The organism is Salinifilum aidingensis (assembly GCF_054782015.1).
In genome coordinates, this window is record NZ_BAAGTH010000013.1 from 46301 (window position 1) to 65987 (window position 19687).

Below are 19687 nucleotides of genomic sequence, written 5' to 3' on the forward strand. Positions count from 1 at the left end.
AAGCCGAACTGGAGCGGTTCGAGCAGCCAACCGGCGAGGTCGGTCACGGTCCCTCCACGGGTGCGGACGGCGGGGTGCCGAAGGCGCGGGCGAGGACGTCGGGCGCGACGACGTCCTGCACCGGGCCGTGCGCGAGCACGCCGCGGTACAGCAGCACGGCCTCGTCGCAGAGCTCGCCGACGCCGGCGATGTCGTGCGTGGACACGAGGACCGTGCGGCCTTCCCCGCGCAGGGCGTGCAGCAACTCGGTGATCGTGGCCTGCGAGGAGCGGTCGACCCCGGCGAAGGGTTCGTCGAGCAGCAGCAGTTGCGCCCCCTGGGCGATGCCGCGGGCGACGAAGGTGCGCTTGCGCTGTCCCCCGGAGAGCTGCCCGATCGGCCGCGCGGCCAGCTCGGCCAGCCCGACGCGCTCCAGCGCGTCGTGCGCCGCGGCCCGGTCCGCGCGGCGCGGGCGGCGCAGCGGGCCCATGTGCGCGTACCGGCCCATGAGCACCACGTCCCGCACGGTGACGGGGAAGCGCCAGTCCACCGCTTCGGACTGGGGCACGTAGGCGATCGACGCGTTCGCGCGGGCCCGCCGCTGCGGCCGGTCGAGCAGCCGGACCTGGCCGCGCTCGGCGGGGACGAGGCCGAGCAGGGCTTTGAACAGGGTGGACTTGCCGGAGCCGTTCGTGCCGAGCAGCCCGCACACGCGGCCGTCGCCGACGCGCAGGGACACGTCGTCGAGCGCCAGGGTCTCGCCGTAGCGCACGGTCAGTCCGCGGGTGTCGACGGCGGTCATCGCGCCTCCCGCCGGAGCCCGGTGACGATGGCGCGCGCGTCGTGGCGGAGCAGTCCGAGGTAGGTGGGCACGGGCCCGCCGGGCGCGGACAGCGAGTCCACGTGCAGCTTCGGGCCCAGCCGGGCGCCGGTCTCGCGGGCCACCTGCCGCTGCGCGCGGTCGCTCACGGTCGATTCGCAGAACACGGTCGGGATGTCGTGCTCGCGCACCAGCCGCGTGGTGGCGGTGATGCGCTGCGGCGTGGCGCCGGACTCGGAGTTGACCGGCCACAGGGAGGCCTCCCGCAGCCCGGCGTCGCGGGCGAGGTAGGAGAAGGCGCCTTCGCAGGTGACGAGCCAGCGGTGCCGTTCGGGGATGCGGGCCAGCTGCGCGCGCAGGTACCGGTCGACGGTGTCGAGGCGGGCGGTGTAGCGCTGCGCGTTCGCGCGGAAGTCCGCCGCGTGGGCCGGGTCGAGCCGGGTGAGCGCGTCGCGGATGGCGGCCACGTAGGTCTTTCCCTGCCGGGGTGACATCCAGGCGTGCGGGTTGACCGCGCCGGGTGCGCCGCCGTGCAGCGGCACCGGGTCGACGGCGCCGGTCAGCGTCACGTGGCGGGCCTCGCTGCGCTGCACGAACCGCTGGAACCAGCGTTCGAGCCCGAGACCGTTGTCGAGAACCAGGTCGGCCTTGGCCGCGGTGAGCATGTCGCTCGGGGTCGGCTCGTAGTCGTGCACCTCGGCGCCGGGTTCGAGCAGCGAGTGCACGGCGATGTGCCCGCCGGCGACGGCGCGCGCCATGTCGGCGATCACCGTGAACGTGGTGACCACCTGTTTGCGCTGGTCGTTCCCGGTGTCCGCGGGAAGCGTGCAGGCGCCCGCGACGAGCAGGACCGCCGCGCCGAGAGCAACGTTTCGCCATGCCGATGCAGCAAGTTTCGCCACGGCGAAAAACAGTACCTGTGCGGGGGAAGGCGTGCCACCCCCGGGTGGTGCGTATGGGACACTGGTGGCGCTATGACTGCGACTTCCCTTCCGCTCGCCTTCGAAGCTCCCCGGCGCGGCATGCCTCCGCGCCACCTGGCCGACCTCTCGGCCGAGCAGCGCGAGGAGGCCGTCGCCGAGCTCGGCGAGAAGCCCTTCCGGGCGCGGCAGCTGGCCCGGCACTACTTCGCGCGGCTGACCGGGGACGTCACGCAGATGACCGACCTGCCCGCGAGCAGCCGGGAGGTGCTCGGGGAGCGGTTGCTGCCGACCCTGCTCACCCCGACGCGGCACGTCGACACCGACGAGGGGGCCACCCGCAAGACGCTGTGGCGCGCGCACGACGGCACGCTGCTGGAGAGCGTGCTCATGCGCTACCCGGACCGCGCCACCGTCTGCATCTCCAGCCAGGCCGGGTGCGCCATGGCCTGCCCGTTCTGCGCCACCGGCCAGGGCGGGCTGCAGCGCAACCTCTCCACCGCGGAGATCGTCGACCAGGTGCGCCAGGCCGCGGCGATGATGCGCGACGGCGACGTGCCGGGCGGGCCGGGGCGCCTGTCCAACGTGGTGTTCATGGGCATGGGCGAGCCGCTGGCCAACCCGAAGCGCGTGCTCGCAGCGGTGCGCCGGATCTGCGACCCGGAGCCGGGCGGCCTCGGGCTGTCGCAGCGCTCGGTGACCGTCTCCACCGTCGGCGTCGTGCCGGCGATGCGGCGGATGATCGAGGAGGACCTGCAGGTCACCCTGGCGGTGTCGCTGCACACCCCGGACGACGAGCTGCGCGACACCCTCGTGCCGGTGAACAACCGCTGGAAGGTCGCCGAGGTGCTGGAGACCGCGCGGGCCTACGCCGAGCACACCGGCCGCCGGGTGTCCATCGAGTACGCCCTCATCCGCGACAAGAACGACCAGCCCTGGCGCGCCGACCTGCTCGGCCGGCTGCTGCACGAACACCTCGGCCGGTTCGCGCACGTCAACCTCATCCCGCTGAACCCGACCCCGGGCAGCGAGTGGGACGCGAGCCCGAAGCACGTGGAGCGGGAGTTCGTCCGCCGCGTCCAGGACGCCGGCGTTCCGTGCACCGTGCGCGACACGCGCGGGCAGGACATCTCGGCGGCCTGCGGGCAGCTCGCCGCCGACGAGGAGTGACGGCCGCCGGGAACGGGCGAGCGGTTCCGCCGCCGGCGGGTTGCGGGTGGCGCTTCGGCCGGCGCGATCGAGCACGAGGGAGGACACGCCGCGATGACGGGAGATGCCGCGATGACGGGGCCCGCACTATGACGGGTCTCGTGCGAAGGGGCCGCACCGGCGCCGCGGCCGTGTTCGCCGGCGCCGCGTTGCTGCTCAGCGCGTGCGCGAACGAAGCCGGACCGACCGCCACGCAGCAGCCCGCGCAGGAGATCTCGCTGGCGAACGTGGCGCACAAGGTCGAGCTGGTGCAGCACGACCCGTGCTACGAGCGGCCCGTGCAGCACGGCCCCACGAACTGCGAGCGCTATCTCGTCGAGGTGCGCAACATCGCCGATTCGGCGGCCGACTCCCCCGTCGCGAGCCCGGAGGTCCGCTCCGCCGCGCGCGATCTGGGCGGTGCGGTGCAGACGCTCTACGACGACCAGTGCCTGCCGCCGAGCCCGGAGGACCAGCGGACCTGCAACGAGGACCTGGCCGCGATCGCGCGGGCGATGGACGGCCTGGCCGAGGTGCTGCCCCGCTGACCCGCGTCAGCGCCGGAGGGCACGTGGGCCCCGAAGAACCGCTGCTCCTCGCCGATCCCGAGGACGGGCTGCGGGCGGGAGCCGGGTGGGGCTCCGCGCGCTGCCCGTTTTGTCGTTCACGCCGGGTGGCGTCCGTAGAATCGTCCGCGTGGACGCGCCCGTCGACGCCGCGCAGCAGCGCGCGGAGCGGCTCGAAGAGGTGTTGCACGTCCCCGTGCTCATCGCGGCGGCGATGTCCGTGCCCGGCGTGTTCCTCAGCGCGCTGGACGGCCCCGCGGGGATCACCGGCACCGTCGTCAACTGGCTGTCCATGCTCGTGCTCACCGGCGAGTCGGCCCTGCTGTTCCTGGCCAGTCCCGACCGGCTGCGCTGGCTGCGGGAGCACTGGTGGATCGTCGCCGTCACGCTCGTGAGCATTCCCGCCGTCGTGTTCGCCGTCGGACCCGCGCAGGTGCTCCGGCTCGTCCGCGTGGTGACCGCCGTGCAGGTGCTCAAAGTGGGGCGGCTGCTCAAGGTCGCGCGGGTGGTGCTGCGCCGCGGGGTGTGGTTCGGCCGCGCCCGCGGGGTGCTGGCCGGCGCCACCGTGCTGCTGGCCGCGGCGCTCGTGGGCGTGCTGCTCGCCGATCCGGACACCGCCGTGCGCCAGGTCTGGGACGCGGGTGTGCAGCACTGGGGGTGGGGGCCGCTGCTCGGTGCCGTGGTCCTCGCCGGGAGCGCGGCCGTCGCCGCGGGCGGCCTGCTGCACCGCCGCTTCCGCCGCTAGCGGGACTGCGCCGCTAGGAGGACTGCGCCGCTGACAGGACTGCGGTGAGTCGTTCTGCGCAGGTGCCGGTGACGTGCCGGAACACCACCGGGGCTGCGCACACGTGACGCGGGGGAGCGCGGCGCGAAACGGCACCCCGCCGGGGACGAGGTGCCGGGAGGTGGCGGGCGGGGCGCCGCCCGCGGTGGTCACCGGCTGCGCCAGGACCTCTTCTTGCGGCGCAGGTCCACCAGCAGTCCGAGCACCATGAACGCGGCGATGATGATCAGGAAGTACTCCGCGACCTTCATCTGACCGGTCATGAGCACGCCTTGATGGTTGCCGATGAGCATGAGCAGGACGGCGGCCGTGCAGAACCAGCCGGCGATCTGAGTGCCCTTCGGGAAGCCCCCGTGCCAACCCCACTCGACCGACGGTTCCTCGGCCGGGTCGATGGCCTCGCTGGGCTTCTTCTCCAGCTCGGTGTTCGCCACGTTCCCCTCCTTGCCACGTCCGGCCGTGCGGACCGGTGCCCGCGTGCCCCGCCGGCTGAGCCACTGCTCGAAAACCCTGCTGGAGGACGCTCCCGGGCACCGCAGGCGCTGCCGGCAGCTCAGCGGATCATCTTCGCGCGGGCTCATCTTCGCACACCGCACCCCTGCACCGGCACGCCCAGGGCAGTGGGCCGCGCCACCGGGCCGACCGCGCGCCACCGCGGGGAGGGGCCGCGGGACAATGGTGCCGATGCAGCCCGATGATCTCCCCTCCGGCGAGGCGCGCAGCGTGCTCGTGCTCGGTTCGACCGGTTCGATCGGTACCCAGGCCCTCGACGTGGTGCGCCGCAACCCCGGCCGGTTCCGGGTCGCCGGCATCGCCGCGGGCGGCGGCGACCCGGTCGCGCTCGCCGCGCAGGCCTGGGAGTTCCAGGTCGGGGCGGTGGCCGTGGCGCGCGGCACCGCCGTCGAGGACGTGCAGCTCGCGCTGTACGCGGAAGCGCAGCGGCACGGCTACGACGAGGGCAACGTGCGGCTGCCCCGGATCCTGGCCGGACCGGACGCGGCGACCGAGCTCGTCGAGTCCGCCCCGGTCGACCTCGTGCTCAACGGCATGGACGGTTCGCGGGGGCTGGCGCCGACGCTGGCCGCCCTCGACACCGGGGCGACGCTGGCGCTGGCCAACAAGGAGTCGCTCATCGCGGGCGGCCCGCTCGTGCTCGACCGCGCCGCACCGGACCAGATCATCCCCGTCGACTCCGAGCACTCCGCGCTCGCGCAGTGCCTGCGCGGGGGCCGCGGCGCCGAGGTCGACCGGCTCGTGCTCACCGCCTCCGGCGGTCCGTTCCGCGGCCGCGGCCGAGCGGAGCTGGAGCAGGTCACCGTCGAGCAGGCGCTGGCGCACCCGACCTGGGCGATGGGCGACGTCGTCACCATCAACTCGGCGACGCTGGTGAACAAGGGGCTGGAACTCATCGAGGCCCAACTGCTGTTCGGCGTACCCTATGAGCGGATCGACGTCGTGGTGCATCCGCAGTCGATCGTGCACTCGATGGTGACGTTCGCCGACGGGTCCACGCTGGCGCAGGCCAGTCCACCGGACATGCGGCTGCCGATCGCGCTGGCGCTGGGCTGGCCCGACCGCGTGCCGCAGGCGGCTCCGCAGCTGGACTTCACCGAGGCGATGTCGTGGACCTTCGAGCCGCTGGACCACGCGGCGTTCCCCGCCGTGGAGCTCGCGCGGCACGCCGGCAGCACCGGCGGTTGCCTGCCGGCCGTGTACAACGCGGCGAACGAGGAAGCGCTGGCCGCGTTCGTCGACGGAGGTCTCGGGTTCCTCGGCATCGTGCACACTGTCAGCGGAGTACTCGCCGATGCCGACCAGTGGCGGAAGGCGCCTGCGGACGTCGACGAGGTTTTCGCGGCCGAACGGTGGGCGCGGCAGCGCGCCCACGAACTGCTCGGGAGGGCAAACTAGATGCTGGTCGTCGTGGGCATCGTGATCTTCTTCCTCGGCCTGCTGTTCTCCATCGCGTGGCACGAGCTGGGGCACCTGGCCACGGCGAAGATGTTCGGCGTCAAGGTCACCCAGTACATGGTCGGCTTCGGACGCACCCTGTGGTCGCGCAGGATCGGCGAGACCGAGTACGGGATCAAGGCCGTCCCGTTCGGCGGTTACATCCGGATGATCGGCATGTTCCCGCCGAAGAAGGACGAGGAGCACGGCCGCACCGCCTCCTCGGCGCCGTGGCGGGTGATGATCGAGGACGCCCGGCAGATGTCGGCCGAGGAGGTCGCCCCCGAGGACTCGCACCGGCAGTTCTACCAGCGCAAACCGTGGAAGCGGATCATCGTCATGCTGGCCGGGCCGGCGATGAACCTCATCCTCGCGGTGGTGATCTTCGCCGCGCTGCTCATGGGTTACGGCATCCCCCAGCCCACCACCACGGTGCAGGAGGTCAGCGAGTGCGTCGTCTCCGCCGACGTGCAGGACACGAGTCGCTGCCCGGAGGGCGCGCCGCCCTCGCCCGCCGCCGCGGCCGGCATGCGGGCGGGTGACCGCATCGTCGCGTTCAACGGCCAACCCGCCGTGTCCTGGCAGCACCTGCAGCAGGAGATCCGCGACTCGCGCGGCAGCGCCACCGTCGTCGTCGAGCGCGACGGGCAGCGCGTGCCGCTGCGGGCGAACCTGATGCAGTCCGAGCAGCCGAGCCTCGACGACCGGGACGAAACGGTGCGCGTCGGCTTCCTCGGCGTGAGCCCCACCCAGCACTACGTCCGGCAGGACTTCGGCGAGGTGGCCGGTGCGATCGGCCAGTACGTGTCGTTGACCGCCGAGAAGGTGGTCCAGCTGCCGCAGCGCGTGCCGGACCTGGTGCAGGCCATCGGCGGCGGGGAGCGCGAAAAGGACTCGCCGGTCGGCATCGTCGGTGCCAGCCGCCTCGGCGGGGAAGTGCTCTCCTCGGACCAGTTCGACCGCCAGGCGCGCGTGGTGCTGCTGTTCAACCTGCTCGCCGGGGTGAACCTCTCGCTGTTCGTGTTCAACATGCTGCCGCTGCTGCCGCTGGACGGCGGGCACGTGTTCGGTGCGCTGTGGGAGGCGGTCCGGCGCCGGTTCAACCAGCTGCTGCGGCGCCCCGACCCCGGTCCGTTCGACACCGCCAAGCTCATGCCGATCGCCTACGCGTTCACCGTGGTGCTCATCGGGTACTCGCTGCTGCTGGCGGTGGCCGACCTCGTCAACCCCGTCCGCCTGTTCTGACCCCGTGCTCCGGACCGGCACCGCCCGTTGCCGGATCCGGTCCGCCCGCGCCGGGAGCAGCGCCCCTCCGGCGTGCGGATCACCTCTTCGTGTGGGATATGTCATGGGGCGCGCGTGCGTGGCGCTGCCGTGGGAGTTCGGCGGCGGCGCGGCGACGCGCGGGTGTCCCCGGCGTGTCCGGGGAGCGACGGACGTGCGGACGTACGTCGTTCACGCGGGTAAGGCGGCCTCGCTCCGAACGAGCAGTGCATCACGCTCCGTCACCGGTCGGGGAGTCGCTGCCGTCCGGCCGGATGAGCTGCGATGGGTATCGTGGAGTGCGGCGGCCAACCTACGAGGCGGAGAGGAATCGATGACGGTCGATCTCGGCATGCCCGCGAACCCCGCGCCGACGCTGGCGGAGCGGCGCAAGACGCGACAGCTGCACGTCGGCCCTGTGGGAGTGGGCAGTGAGTACCCGGTCTCCGTGCAGAGCATGACCACGACGAACACCACGGACATCAACGGCACGCTGCAGCAGATCGCGGAGCTCACCGCGAGCGGTTGCGACATCGTGCGCGTGGCCTGTCCCAGCGCCGACGACGCGGAGGCGCTGCCGATCATCGCCCAGAAGTCGAAGATCCCGGTGATCGCCGACATCCACTTCCAGCCGAAGTACGTCTTCAAGGCCATCGAGGGCGGCTGCGCCGGTGTGCGGGTGAACCCGGGCAACATCCGCAAGTTCGACGACCAGGTCAAGGAGATCGCGCAGGCGGCCAAGGACCACGGCACGCCGATCCGCATCGGCGTCAACGCCGGCTCCCTCGACCCGCGGCTGCTGGCCAAGCACGGCAAGGCCACCCCGGAGGCGCTGGCCGAGTCGGCGCTGTGGGAGGCGGGCCTGTTCGCCGAGCACGACTTCCACGACATCAAGATCTCGGTCAAGCACCACGACCCCGTGGTGATGATCCGCGCCTACGAGCTGCTCGCCGAGCAGTGCGACTACCCGCTGCACCTCGGCGTGACCGAGGCCGGTCCGGCGTTCCAGGGCACGATCAAGTCCTCCGTCGCCTTCGGCACCCTGCTGCGGGAAGGCATCGGCGACACCATCCGCGTGTCCCTGTCGGCCCCCCCGGTGGAAGAGGTCAAGGTCGGCCAGCAGATCCTCGAGTCGCTCAACCTCCGCCCGCGCAAGCTGGAGATCGTCTCCTGCCCGTCCTGCGGCCGCGCCCAGGTCGACGTCTACAAGCTCGCCGACGAGGTCACCGCGGGCCTGGAAGGCATGGAGGTGCCGCTGCGCGTGGCCGTCATGGGCTGCGTCGTCAACGGGCCCGGTGAGGCCAAGGAGGCCGATCTCGGCGTCGCCTCGGGCAACGGCAAGGGGCAGATCTTCGTCAAGGGCGAGGTCATCAAGACCGTGCCGGAGGACAAGATCGTCGAGACGCTGATCGATGAGGCCAACCGCATCGCCGAGGACATGGAGCCGCAGGAGGGCGCGGAGCCCGACGTCACCGTGGGCGGCTGACCAGCTCCTCCGCGGCGGGCTCCCGCGGACCGGTGCGCCGCCGCGAGCGCGTCCGGCGGCCGCGCACCGGGCGGAGATCACGTCGCCGGAGTCGGGGAAGCCGAGCGCGGGCGGTGTCTGGCACCCTTGGCGCGTGCTCAAGCTCGCCGGCGCCAGGCTCCTCGACGACCGCGACGCGGTCGAGGTGGAAGCCGTCCTGTCGTCCATGCCCCTGACCGCCTGCATGGTGGCTTCCCGGGTGGAGCACGTCGGTCTCCACCCGGTGCGGCTCGGCGGCGAGATGTGGGGCTACGGGGAGGCTCTGGAGGGCCTGTGCTTCTCCGGGGCCAATCTCGTCCCGCTGCGCGGCAGCGCCCGCGCCTGGGACGCGTTCGCCGACCGCGCGCTGCGTCGCCGCCGCCTGTGCTCCTCGCTCGTCGGTCCCGTCGAGCAGGTGCTGCCGCTGTGGGAGCGCCTCGCCCCCTACTGGGGTCCTGCTCGCGAGGTGCGCGACGACCAGCCGCTGATGGTCTGCTCCGACGTGCCGCCGGTTCCGGGCGATCCGCTGGTGCGGCAGGTGCGGCCGGAGGAGCTCGACCGGTACCTGCCCGCCGCCGTGGCCATGTTCACCGAGGAGGTCGGTGTCGACCCGAACCGGGAAGCCGGCGCGGCGGCTTACCGGGCCCGCATCGACGAGCTCATCCGCGCCGGGCGCGCGTTCGCGCGCTTCGAGGACGGGCACGTCGTGTTCAAGGCGGAGATCGGGGCGATGTCCCGCGGTGTCGGCCAGATCCAGGGCGTGTGGGTGCACCCGGACTACCGGGGTCGCGGTTTCGGCACCCGCGGGATGGCCGCGGTGACCGAACGCCTCGTGCGGGATTTCGGGCGCACGGCGAGCCTGTACGTCAACGACTTCAACGTCGCCGCGCGCCAGGCCTACGACAAGGTCGGCTACCACCGCGCCGGAACGTTCAGCACCGTGCTGCTGAGCTGACGGGCCGCACGGTGGCGATCGCGCGCTCGGCGCGGCCGCCGGGCCCGAGATCGGACGTAGCCGCCATCCGGGCGCGTGTCGGGATTTCGTGCACCGCGGACCCCGCGCCCTACACTCGCAGGATGCGTTCGACCGGAACTCGGCTCTGGCGGACCGCGGCACGCTCCCTCGGAGTCGGCGCGGCGCTGCTGTTAGCGATCCCCCTCGCCGGCTGCGGCCCGCTCGGCGGCCCCTCGGAGGAGGACGCCGCGCGCGCCTTCCTCACCGCGATGACCACGGGCAAGCCGGCTGACGCGGCGAACCGGACCACCGACCCGGACGCGGCTCGCACGGCGATCGCGCAGAGCAGGCAGGGGCTCGACGCCGAGTCGGTGCGGGCGCAGCTGCGCGAGGTGACCGAGAACGACCGCGGGCAGACCGTCGCGCACTACGGCCTGCGCTGGGACTTCGGGCAGGGCGAGGTGTGGCGCTACGACGCCTCGGCGCTCCTCGTCCCGGACGAGGAGCAGGGCTGGAAGGTGCGCTGGTCACCGAAGGCGCTGCACCCGCGGTTGGCGCAGGGGCAGTCGCTGGCGTTCCACGAGGAGCGCCCGGATCCGGCCCCGGTGTACGACCGCTCCGGGGACGAGCTGATGACGCCGCAGCGGGTCGTCACCGTGCAGCTGGACCCGCGAGCCGCGGGGGACGTCCCCGCCGTGGCCGGTGAGCTCGCCGGGGCGCTGGGCGGGGTCGCCCCAGGGGTCACGCAGCAGTCCATCACCGAGGGCGTCCGCCAGACCCCGGAGGGGCAGCCCTACACCGTTGTCTCGCTGCGCGACGCGGACTACCGGCAGGTGCGCGACAGCATCCACGACCTGCCCGGGGTGCGGTTCCCGTCCCGCACCCAGCTCGTCACGGTCGACCGCAGCATGGGAACGCAGACGCTGTCCGGGATCACCGAGCGCGTCGACGAGCAGGTGAAGGCCAACGCCGGCTGGCGGGTGGTCGCGCAGCAGCGGAACTCCGGTGCGCGGGCCGCGACGCTGCACGAGGTGCGGCCGCGGCCGGTGCAGCCGGTGCGCACGACGCTCGACGCGGCGACGCAGCGCGCGGCCGAGGGCGTGCTCGACCAGCACGGCAAGTCGGCGATGCTCGTGGCCATGCGCCCGTCCGACGGCGAGATCGTCACGATCGCGCAGAACGACGCGGCCGACGCGTCCGGTCCGGTGGCGCTGACCGGCCAGTACCCACCGGGTTCGACGTTCAAGATGGTGACCGCCACCGCGGCGCTGTCCGCGCAGGGCGGCCGCCTCACCCCCGACACGCCCGTGGCGTGCCCGCCGCGGAAGACGTTCAACGGGCGCGTGCTGCCGAACGAGGACGAGTTCGACCTCGGTCGCGTGCCGCTGCACACGGCGTTCGCGCAGTCCTGCAACACCACGTTCGCGCAGCTGGCGGCCGATCAACCGGCGGACGCCCTGCCGAAGACCGCGCGCAAGCTCGGTGTGGGCGCGGACTTCCGGATCCCGGGTGCCACGACGATCACCGGTTCGGTCGAGGCCTCCGAGGAGGTGGTCGGGCGCGCGGAGAACGGCATCGGGCAGGGCACGGTGCTGGCCAGCCCGTTCGGCATGGCGCTGGCGACCTCCACGATCGCCGGTGGTGAGATGCCGACGCCGAAGTTGGTGCGCGACGCGCCCACGGAGACGACGAAGCCCGCCGGCGAACCACCGCCGCCCCAGGTGCTCGACCAGGTGCGCGGCATGATGCGCGAGGTCGTCACCTCCGGCACGGCGAGCGGGCTGTCCGGCTCCGGCGAGGTCCACGGCAAGACCGGTACGGCGCAGTACGGGGACGGGTCGCACGCCCACGGGTGGTTCACCGGTTACCGGGGGGACCTCGCGTTCGCCGTGCTGCTCACCGACGCGGGTTCCTCCAAGCCCGCCGTGAGCGCGGCCGGCGACTTCCTCGGCGCGATCGGATGATCCCGCGCCGCTGATCTGTCACCACCCGCGATCACCGTGCTACGTTCCGGCGCTTGAAGCAGCGCGACGGCGGTGCCGGAGGGGGCGGTCCGGCACCGCCGTCGCGAGAGGTGTTCCCTCGGCACTCACGCGGACCGGGAGGAGTGGGCAGCGGTGATGATCTATCTGGATTCCTCCGCGCTGGTGAAGCTGATCGCGCCGGAGACCGAGAGCGCGGCGCTGAGCGAGTGGATCCGGGCGCGCTGGGAGCACTCCCGGGCCACCAGCGCCCTGTCGCGGGTGGATGTGCTGCGCGGGTTCCGCGAAACGGGGCCCGCGGCGGAAGACCTGGCCGCGATCGTGCTGGACAAGATCGAGTCGCTGGCCGTTTCACCGGACGTGCTCGCCGCGGCCGCGGACCTGCCGGTGGGGGTGAGCACCACGGGCGCCGTGCACCTGGCGACGGCGCGCGCGTTCGACGTCGAGCTGCTCGCCTACGTCAGCTACGACGCCGCGCTGCTGGAGGAGGCCGCGCGGGTCGGCCTGCCCACGGCTTCCCCCGGGCTGGAACAGCCGACCACCCCGCTCGGGTGACATGCCGCCGCCGCGGCGTGTGCGCTTCGCCATAGCAGCGCCGCGCGGGCCCCTGGGGCGCGACGTCACCGCGACACGACGTTCTAGAGTGAGGGCATGCCCGTTCGATCCCCCCTAGAGCCAGGTGTGCAGACGCCGCGTCGGCCGGTGCCCGCGCACATCGCGCGTCCCGAGTACGTGGACAAGCCCGCTCCGGCCCGGAACACGGATCCGGACGTGCAGCCGCCCGAGGTCATCGAGGCGATGCGCGTCGCGGGCAAGCTCGCCGCGCAGGCCCGGGTGGAAGCGGGCAAGGCGGTCCGCCCCGGGGTGACGACGGACCACGTCGACTCCGTGGTGCACGAGTTCTTCTGCGATCACGGCGTGTACCCCTCCACGCTCGGGTACCGCGGGTTCCCGAAGTCGTGCTGCACCTCGTTGAACGAGGTCATCTGCCACGGCATCCCGGATTCGACGGAGATCCGGGACGGCGACATCGTCAACGTCGACGTCACCGGCTACGTCGGGGGCGTGCACGGCGACACCAACGCCACCTTCATCGCCGGTGAGGCCTCCGAGGACGTGCGGTCGCTCGTCGAGCGGACCCACGAGGCGACGATGCGCGGGATCCGCGCGGCCAAGCCGGGGCGCCAGCTCAACGTGATCGGCCGCGTCATCGAGTCCTACGCCAAGCGGTTCGGTTACGGCGTCGTCCGCGACTTCACCGGGCACGGGATCGGGCGCTCGTTCCACAGCGGGCTCGTCGTGCTGCACTACGACGAGCCGTCGGTGCAGACCGTCATCGAGCCCGGGATGACGTTCACCATCGAGCCGATGATCACCCTCGGCGGCATCGACTACGACATCTGGGACGACGGCTGGACCGTCACGACCAAGGACAAGAGCTGGACCGCCCAGTTCGAGCACACGATCCTCATCACCGAGGACGGGAACGAGATCCTCACCGAGTCGTGACCCGCCCCGCTCCGCCTGACCGGTCGGTCCCCGGGGTGCGGCGGCAGGTCGGGGGCACGAGAGGACCGCGCTGCCCGGAACGGCTCCAGACGGTGTTCGCGGGTGGCGGGGCGCTGCCGGTGGGACGGGGCACATTTCCCGCGCGCGCCCCGCTCGCGGGCGATCGTCTGCGGTAGGAAAGGCCCGTGTCCGCACTGTTGGTAGCCGGGACGACCTCCGACGCCGGGAAGAGCGTGCTCACCGCGGGACTGTGCCGCTGGTTGACCCGCGACGGCGCGCGGGTCGCACCGTTCAAGGCCCAGAACATGTCGAACAACTCCGCCGTCACCCTCGACGGCGGGGAGATCGGGCGCGCGCAGGCGTTGCAGTCCGCCGCGTGCGGAGTCGAACCGTCGGTGCGGTTCAACCCGGTGCTGCTCAAGCCCGGCAGCGACCGCAGCTCCCAGGTCGTGGTGCTCGGTCGCGTGGCCGGGGAGGTCACGGCGCTGTCCTACCGCGAGCGCAAGTCCGCGCTGCTGGACGTCGTGGTGCGCACCCTGGGCGAGCTGCGCGCCGAGCACGACCACGTGATCTGCGAGGGCGCGGGCTCGCCCGCGGAGATCAACCTGCGCGAGCACGACATCGCCAACATGGGGTTGGCGCGCGCGGCGCAGCTGCCGGTGCTCGTCGTCGGCGACATCGACCGGGGCGGGGTGTTCGCGCAGCTGTACGGCACGCTCGCGCTGCTGGACCCGGCCGACCAGGCGCTGCTGCGCGGGTTCGTGGTCAACAAGTTCCGCGGTGACCGGCGGCTGCTCGACCCCGGGCTGGAGCAGCTGCGGCAGTTGACCGAACGCCCCACGATGGGCGTGCTGCCCTGGGCCGAGGACCTGTGGTTGGACGCGGAGGACTCGTTGTCCTACGTGGCCGACGGGGTGATCGGCAGGCCCCGGTCACCGGTGGGGGAGGAGTGGCTGCGGGTGGCGGTGGTGCGCCTGCCGCGCATCTCCAACGCGACCGATGCGGAGGCCCTGGCCGCGGAACCGGGTGTTTCCGCCCGGTTCGTGACCGAACCCTCGCGCATCGCGGATGCCGACGTCGTCCTGCTTCCCGGGTCGAAATCCACTGTGGATGACTTGGCGTGGTTGCGCCGCACCGGGCTGGCCGAGGCGATCACGCGGCACGCGCGCGCCGGCAAGCCGCTCGTGGGAATCTGCGGCGGATTCCAGATGCTCAGCCGGCGCATCGTCGACTCCGTCGAATCCCGCGCCGGCGAGGTCGACGGGCTCGGGCTGCTCGACGCGGACATCGCTTTCGCCCCGGAGAAGACGCTGGCACGCCCGCACGGGACGGCCTGGGGCGAACCGGTCAGCGGCTACGAGATCCACCACGGCCAGGCCCGCCGCGGCGATCTGCTCCCACTGCTCGAGCACTCCGACGGCACGGCCGAGGGCGGCGTGTCCGGCGCCGTGTGCGGAACCCACTGGCACGGGCTGTTCGAGAACGACGGGTTCCGCCGGCGGTTCCTCGGCACCGCCGCGGAGCGCGCGGGACGCGACGGGTTCCGACCGGCCGCCGACGTCTCCTTCGCCGCGGTGCGCGAGCAGCAGCTCGACCTCCTCGGCGACCTCGTCGAGCAGCACCTGGACACGGACGCGGTGCGGCGGTTGCTCGGCGAGTAGCGCGGTCGGGCGCGGGCCGCGGGGTGCTCGCGGTGGCCGCGAACACCCCGCGGGCATCAGCGGGCCTGCTCGTTCAGCGGCAGGTTCAGCAGCGCGTTCTCCAGCAGTTCCGGCATGGCCGGGTGGATCCAGTACTGGCCGCGCGCGAGCTCGCGCGCGTGCTGGCCGAACACCATCGCCTGGATCAGCGGCTGCACCAGGGTCGGCGCCTGCGGGCCGATGATGTGCGCCCCGAGCAGCGCACCCGTGTTCGGATCTGCCAGCAGCTTGCAGAAGCCGGTGGTGTTCTCCATCGCCCAGCCGTAGGCGATGCCCGCGTAGTCCTGCTGCGAGGTGACGTAGTCGACGCCCTGCTCGCGAGCGGCCTGCTCGGTCAGCCCGACCGAGGCGATCTGCGGCGAGGTGAACACGGCGTGCGGCACCCAGCGGTGGTCCGCCTGCTGCGGGGAGTTCGGGTGCAGCAGGTTGTGCTGCACGACGCGGGCTTCGTGGTTGGCGACGTGCTTGAGCTCGTGCTCCGAGCTGATGTCGCCGAGAGCCCACACGCCGTCCTGCGGGGTGGCCTGGGTGCTGTCGACCTTCACCAGGCCGTCCGGGTGCAGTTCGACCCCTCCGGTCGCTGCGTCGATCATGTCCGTGTTCGGGATGCGCCCGGTGGCGATGAGCAGCTGGTCGGCTTCGACCGCCTCCCATCCGGCCTCGGGGCTGTCGAGGTACATGCGGATGCACTCGTCGTCCTGCTCGACGCTGCGGACGGAGCGGTTCAGCCGCAGGTCCCACTGCCGGGAAGCGATCTCGGTGAACCGCTCGGAGACCGACTCCTCCTCGGCGCGCAGCATCCGGCCGGAGCGGCCGACCACGGTGACCGCGACGCCGAGGGAGTGGAACACGTGCGCCAGCTCGGCGCTGATGAATCCCGTGCCCAGGATGATCATCCGCTCGGGCAGGGTCTCCAACCGCATGACCGTGTCGCTGGTGTGGTACCAGACCTCGTCGATGCCGGTGATCTCCGGAATGCTCGGCCGGCTCCCCGCGGCGAGCACGATGTGATCGGCGGTGAGCGTTTCCGGCCCCTCGAGGCCGTAGACGGTCAGCTCCTTCTTCCCGGTGAACCGGCTGTAGCCCTGGTAGAGGGTGACGTTGGCGTTCTCCTCGGCGCGGTAGCGGCGCCCGCCCTCCGCGATCGCGTCGATCCGGCCGAAGATGCGGTCGCGGATGTCCTGCCAGCGCACGTGCGGGTCGGCGAGATCGACGCCGAGTGCGCCCGAGTGCCGCGGAGTCGCAGCGACGTCGGCGGCGTGCACGAACATCTTGCTGGGGATGCACCCCACGTTCAGGCACGTTCCGCCGTAGGAGTCCTCCGGGCCGATGCCCTTCTCCACGATGGCGACGTTCCAGTCCGCGAACCGTTCGTCCACGATCGTGTTGCCGGATCCGGAGCCGAGGATGATGAGGTCGAAGTGTGGCACTGCTCCAGCCTGCCTTACCGCTCGCCGCGTTGGGGTGCTCGTGCGTCGACTACGGACAACAGCGCGTGCTGCGCGGGCATTCCGCGTCGTGGCTCGATTCTCGGTCGTGCCCGCGGCGTCCCCGCCGCCGGGTCGGGCAGTGCCGCCCCGCCGGCCGATCCCTCCCGGCCGTGATCGCGCCGCGGGGGCGTGCGCAGGCGCAACGACAGGCCGCAGGCGTGCAGCACGTGCCCGGTCGCCAGCACCGGTGCGTGCCACGCCGGCGCGACGAGCCCGGCGACGCCCTGGGTGACCGCCAGCACACCGGCCCCCGTAGCCCAGTGCACCACCGCACGGGTGAGCGGTGCCGGTCCGCGCAGCCGCAGCAGGACCGCCCCGTGCCCGGGGGTGCCACCGGTGCAGGCGGTGTGCACCAGCAGCAGCGCCGCGGGGGCGAACCACAGGGCGGTGGCCTCCGCGAGCCGGGACTCGGCGGGCGGGAACGCGCCGGTGTCGCGCAGCAGGGCCAGCGCTGCGAGCAGGGCACTGCCCGACCACCACAGCGCGAGGAGGTCGCAACAGCGCGCGAGCAGCCGCCGCGCAGGTGTGGCCGGGCGGGGAGCGGCTCGGTCCGCGGTCGGCCCTCCGGATCGCTCCCTTCGCGGCAGCGCGTCGACCAGCCGTGCCCCGAGCGCCGCACCGAGGGTGTTCGCCAGGAGGTCGTCGACGTCGAACACGCGGTGGGCGCAGGGTGCCCACCCCCACATGCCGGTGAGCTGGGTCGTCTCCACCAGCAGCGAGCAGGCCGCGGCCCACGCGGCCGCGCGCGGCAGGCGGTGGCCGGCGAGCGCGAGGAACGCGCCGAACGGTGTGAACAGGGCGATGTTGCAGAGGAACTGCAACAGCACCGGGTCGGTGACCGACGGGCTCAGCCGGCCGAGCGGGATCCAGCGCGGACGGCGGCAGGGCGCGTCGGGTTCGGGTGGTAGCACGTAGCAGGCCACCGCCGTGGCGTAGAGCAGCACCGCCGCGCGCATCAGGCTCGGACCGGGGCGCAGTCGGCCGTGCCGCCGGTGCTCGGCTGCCACGTACGGGGCGAAGAGGCAGGTCACGAGCACTGCGGTGAGCACGGCCGCGGAGCCCGCCGGTGCGATCGCGATCATTGCTGCCTCCTTCCCGTGCGTTGCACGGGGAAGGAGGGCTCAGCCGGCGTTGCAAATGCACCCCGGACGGGTGATCTTCGTGCGCGTCAGCGGAGGCCCATCCCCCATCCGCGTGGGGACAACCCACAATTTTCATGAAAATTGTGCTCTCTGGAGGAGTTCCAGATAAGTGGGCGCCTGCGCCCCGGGCACGAGTGCGCCCCGGTGCTCCGCTGGGGTGCACCGGGGCGGGAAGAGCGGGTCGCGAGGACCGCGGAAGAGCTCGGCTCAGATCTGGTAGGTCGGGGCGATGACCGCGCGGCCCACCGTGTGGAACGCGAGCATGAAGTTCACGACGGCCGGGCTGGCGGTGTCGTCCACGCCCAGCTTCTCGGTGTCCGCGGCGATGACCGCGAAGTAGTACCGGTGCGGCCGGTCGCCTTCCGGCGGGGCGGCGCCGCCGAAGGCGCGCTCGCCGAAGTCGTTGGCCACGTGGAAGGCCCCCGCCGGGACGCCCTGGCCGTTGCGGTTGCCGGCGTCCGCGGGCAGCTCGGTCACCGAGGCGGGGATGTCCACCATGGCCCAGTGCCAGAACCCGCCCGGGATCGGCGCGTCCGGGTCGAAGCAGGTCACCACGAAGCTCTTCGCGGATTCCCCGAAACCGCTCCAGCTCAGCTGGGGCGAGAGGTTCCGGCCGCCCATGCCCATGCCGTCGTAGGCGTGGGTCTGGTCCATGGGCTGCCCGTCGGTCACGTCGGTCGAAGCGAGGGTGAACTGCGGCACCTCGGGCAGCAGCGAGTACGGGTCCGGGTCAACCGGGCGCTGAAGGCTCATGAGTGCTCCTTTGCCTGCGGACGGTGATTCGTGATCGCCCCGCCCCAGCGTAGAGGTCGGCTCCACCTCCGCGCCGTGTGGATCGTTTGCACCATGTGCACGGTCGCTGTGGATCGCGCACGCCGGGTGGGTAGCGTGTTCCCGGTCGGCGCGTCCGGCCGCACCGCCGCGCGGGCCGCGCCGGACGTGAGCAGAGAGGGGAGTGCCGCATGACCGCCGAACTGCCCGGGGCGTTCGAGGCGCTGTGCGTGGGCGAGACGATGTCGCTGATCGCGCCGGAGCAGCCGGTCGCCCTCGAGAACGCCGCGCGGTTCACCCTCTCCGCAGGGGGTGCGGAGTCCAATGTGGCGATGCACCTGGCCGGGCTGGGACACCGGGTCGGCTGGGCGAGCAAAGTGGGCGACGACCCGCTCGGGCGGCGCCTCGTCGCCGACATCTCCGCCGCGGGCGTGGCCACCGACCTCGTCGCGACCGAATCCGCCGCGCCCACCGGGGTCTACTTCAAGAACCCCGGACCGGACGGCACGCGCGTGCACTACTACCGCTCCGGGTCCGCGGCCTCCACGATGGACGAGGGCTTCCTCGGCGACGGAGTGCTCGACGCCGTCGAGGTCCTGCACGTCAGCGGCATCACCCCCGCCCTGTCGGCGGCCTGCGACCGGATGGTGCAGCACCTGCTCGCGCGTCCACGCCGGCACCTGCTGTCGTTCGACGTGAACCACCGCCCCGCGATGTGGCCGGCCGAGCAGGCGGCGCCCCGGTTGCGGGAGCTCGCCGACCTCGCCGACATCGTGTTCGTCGGCCTCGACGAAGCAGCCGCGCTGTGGGGCGCGCGCACCGCGGAGGAGGTGCGGGCGATGCTGCCGCGCCCCGGCACCGTCGTCGTCAAGGACGCGGCGAACGCGGCCTGGGAGCTGGGCGCCGAGCCCGTGTCCGTTCCCGCGCCGCACGTCGACGTCGTGGAACCCGTGGGGGCGGGGGACGCCTTCGCCGCGGGGTACCTCGCGGGCGTCCTCCGCGGCTTCGACCCGCAGCGGCGCCTGCGGTTCGGCCACCTGCTCGCCGCGCACAGCCTGCTCAGCACCACCGACCAGACCGCGCCGCCGGAGGAACCCGCGCTCGCCGGCTGGTTGGACCGCTCCGATCAGAGCTGGCGCGCACTCCGGTTCGGGGAGGGCTGAG

The 19687-nt window shown here is 72.7% G+C and carries 18 protein-coding genes; 12 read left to right on the forward strand and 6 right to left on the reverse strand.

The genetic code is table 11. From position 1 onward, the window contains the following. Positions 1–43: 43 nt before the first annotated feature. Positions 44–781 (reverse strand): metal ABC transporter ATP-binding protein, encoded by a 738-nt coding sequence (locus ACYVJE_RS17390; RefSeq protein WP_461145287.1) that lies wholly within the window; start codon positions 779–781, stop codon positions 44–46. After that, positions 778–1701: a metal ABC transporter substrate-binding protein gene (locus tag ACYVJE_RS17395; RefSeq protein WP_461145288.1), complete on the reverse strand. Its 924-nt coding sequence runs from the start codon at positions 1699–1701 to the stop codon at positions 778–780. The genes ACYVJE_RS17390 and ACYVJE_RS17395 overlap by 4 nt, the downstream gene beginning before the upstream one ends. 72 nt (positions 1702–1773) lie before the next feature. Here ACYVJE_RS17395 and rlmN point away from each other — a divergent pair, with 72 nt between their 5' ends. The 3 genes from rlmN (at position 1774) to ACYVJE_RS17410 (ending at position 4218) form a co-directional block, all read left to right on the forward strand. Continuing rightward, complete coding sequence (rlmN, locus tag ACYVJE_RS17400) at positions 1774–2889, forward strand: dual-specificity RNA methyltransferase RlmN (RefSeq protein ID WP_461145289.1); 1116 nt, start codon at positions 1774–1776, stop codon at positions 2887–2889. Positions 2890–3029: 140 nt separating this feature from the next. Beyond that, positions 3030–3455 (forward strand): hypothetical protein, encoded by a 426-nt coding sequence (locus tag ACYVJE_RS17405; protein WP_461145290.1) that lies wholly within the window; start codon positions 3030–3032, stop codon positions 3453–3455. A gap of 148 nt (positions 3456–3603) precedes the next feature. Next, entirely contained in the window at positions 3604–4218 is a 615-nt protein-coding gene (locus ACYVJE_RS17410) for a hypothetical protein (RefSeq protein ID WP_461145291.1), read from the forward strand. Positions 4219–4406: 188 nt separating this feature from the next. Here ACYVJE_RS17410 and ACYVJE_RS17415 read toward each other — a convergent pair whose 3' ends face one another. Next, positions 4407–4691 carry a DUF2631 domain-containing protein gene (locus ACYVJE_RS17415; protein WP_459156871.1) on the reverse strand — a complete coding sequence of 95 codons (285 nt, stop codon included), beginning with the start codon at positions 4689–4691 and terminating at the stop codon, positions 4407–4409. A gap of 250 nt (positions 4692–4941) precedes the next feature. On the opposite strand from ACYVJE_RS17415, the gene dxr reads away from it, so the two are divergent. From dxr to ACYVJE_RS17455, 8 genes are all read left to right on the forward strand, one after another. Further along, positions 4942–6168: a 1-deoxy-D-xylulose-5-phosphate reductoisomerase gene (gene dxr, locus ACYVJE_RS17420; protein ID WP_461145292.1), complete on the forward strand. Its 1227-nt coding sequence runs from the start codon at positions 4942–4944 to the stop codon at positions 6166–6168. Further along, a complete protein-coding gene (locus ACYVJE_RS17425) occupies positions 6169–7452 on the forward strand; it encodes a M50 family metallopeptidase (RefSeq protein WP_461145293.1) in 1284 nt (427 codons plus the stop codon). It begins immediately after the preceding gene. Between the two features lie 352 nt (positions 7453–7804). Beyond that, the gene (gene ispG, locus ACYVJE_RS17430) at positions 7805–8956 is read left to right on the forward strand and encodes a flavodoxin-dependent (E)-4-hydroxy-3-methylbut-2-enyl-diphosphate synthase (protein ID WP_459156868.1); all 1152 of its coding nucleotides are present in this window, start codon (positions 7805–7807) and stop codon (positions 8954–8956) included. A 133-nt stretch (positions 8957–9089) separates the two neighbouring features. After that, complete coding sequence (locus ACYVJE_RS17435) at positions 9090–9929, forward strand: GNAT family N-acetyltransferase (RefSeq protein WP_459156867.1); 840 nt, start codon at positions 9090–9092, stop codon at positions 9927–9929. A 122-nt stretch (positions 9930–10051) separates the two neighbouring features. After that, entirely contained in the window at positions 10052–11893 is a 1842-nt protein-coding gene (locus ACYVJE_RS17440) for a penicillin-binding transpeptidase domain-containing protein (RefSeq protein ID WP_459156866.1), read from the forward strand. A 156-nt stretch (positions 11894–12049) separates the two neighbouring features. After that, positions 12050–12466, forward strand: a complete 417-nt coding sequence (locus tag ACYVJE_RS17445) for a type II toxin-antitoxin system VapC family toxin (protein WP_459156865.1) — start codon at positions 12050–12052, stop codon at positions 12464–12466. Positions 12467–12562: 96 nt separating this feature from the next. After that, complete coding sequence (gene map, locus ACYVJE_RS17450; RefSeq protein WP_459156864.1) at positions 12563–13420, forward strand: type I methionyl aminopeptidase; 858 nt, start codon at positions 12563–12565, stop codon at positions 13418–13420. A 185-nt stretch (positions 13421–13605) separates the two neighbouring features. Beyond that, positions 13606–15081, forward strand: a complete 1476-nt coding sequence (locus tag ACYVJE_RS17455) for a cobyric acid synthase (RefSeq protein WP_461145294.1) — start codon at positions 13606–13608, stop codon at positions 15079–15081. Between the two features lie 56 nt (positions 15082–15137). Here ACYVJE_RS17455 and ACYVJE_RS17460 read toward each other — a convergent pair whose 3' ends face one another. The 3 genes from ACYVJE_RS17460 to ACYVJE_RS17470 form a co-directional block, all read right to left on the reverse strand. Then, the gene (locus ACYVJE_RS17460) at positions 15138–16550 is read right to left on the reverse strand and encodes a mycothione reductase (protein WP_461145295.1); all 1413 of its coding nucleotides are present in this window, start codon (positions 16548–16550) and stop codon (positions 15138–15140) included. A 14-nt stretch (positions 16551–16564) separates the two neighbouring features. Further along, entirely contained in the window at positions 16565–17692 is a 1128-nt protein-coding gene (locus ACYVJE_RS17465; protein ID WP_461145296.1) for a VanZ family protein, read from the reverse strand. Positions 17693–17959: 267 nt separating this feature from the next. Next, positions 17960–18505, reverse strand: a complete 546-nt coding sequence (locus ACYVJE_RS17470) for a YbhB/YbcL family Raf kinase inhibitor-like protein (RefSeq protein WP_461145297.1) — start codon at positions 18503–18505, stop codon at positions 17960–17962. Between the two features lie 209 nt (positions 18506–18714). Between ACYVJE_RS17470 and ACYVJE_RS17475 the strand changes: the two genes are divergently transcribed. Next, positions 18715–19686 (forward strand): sugar kinase, encoded by a 972-nt coding sequence (locus tag ACYVJE_RS17475; RefSeq protein ID WP_461145298.1) that lies wholly within the window; start codon positions 18715–18717, stop codon positions 19684–19686. The last annotated feature ends 1 nt before the right edge of the window (position 19687 follow it).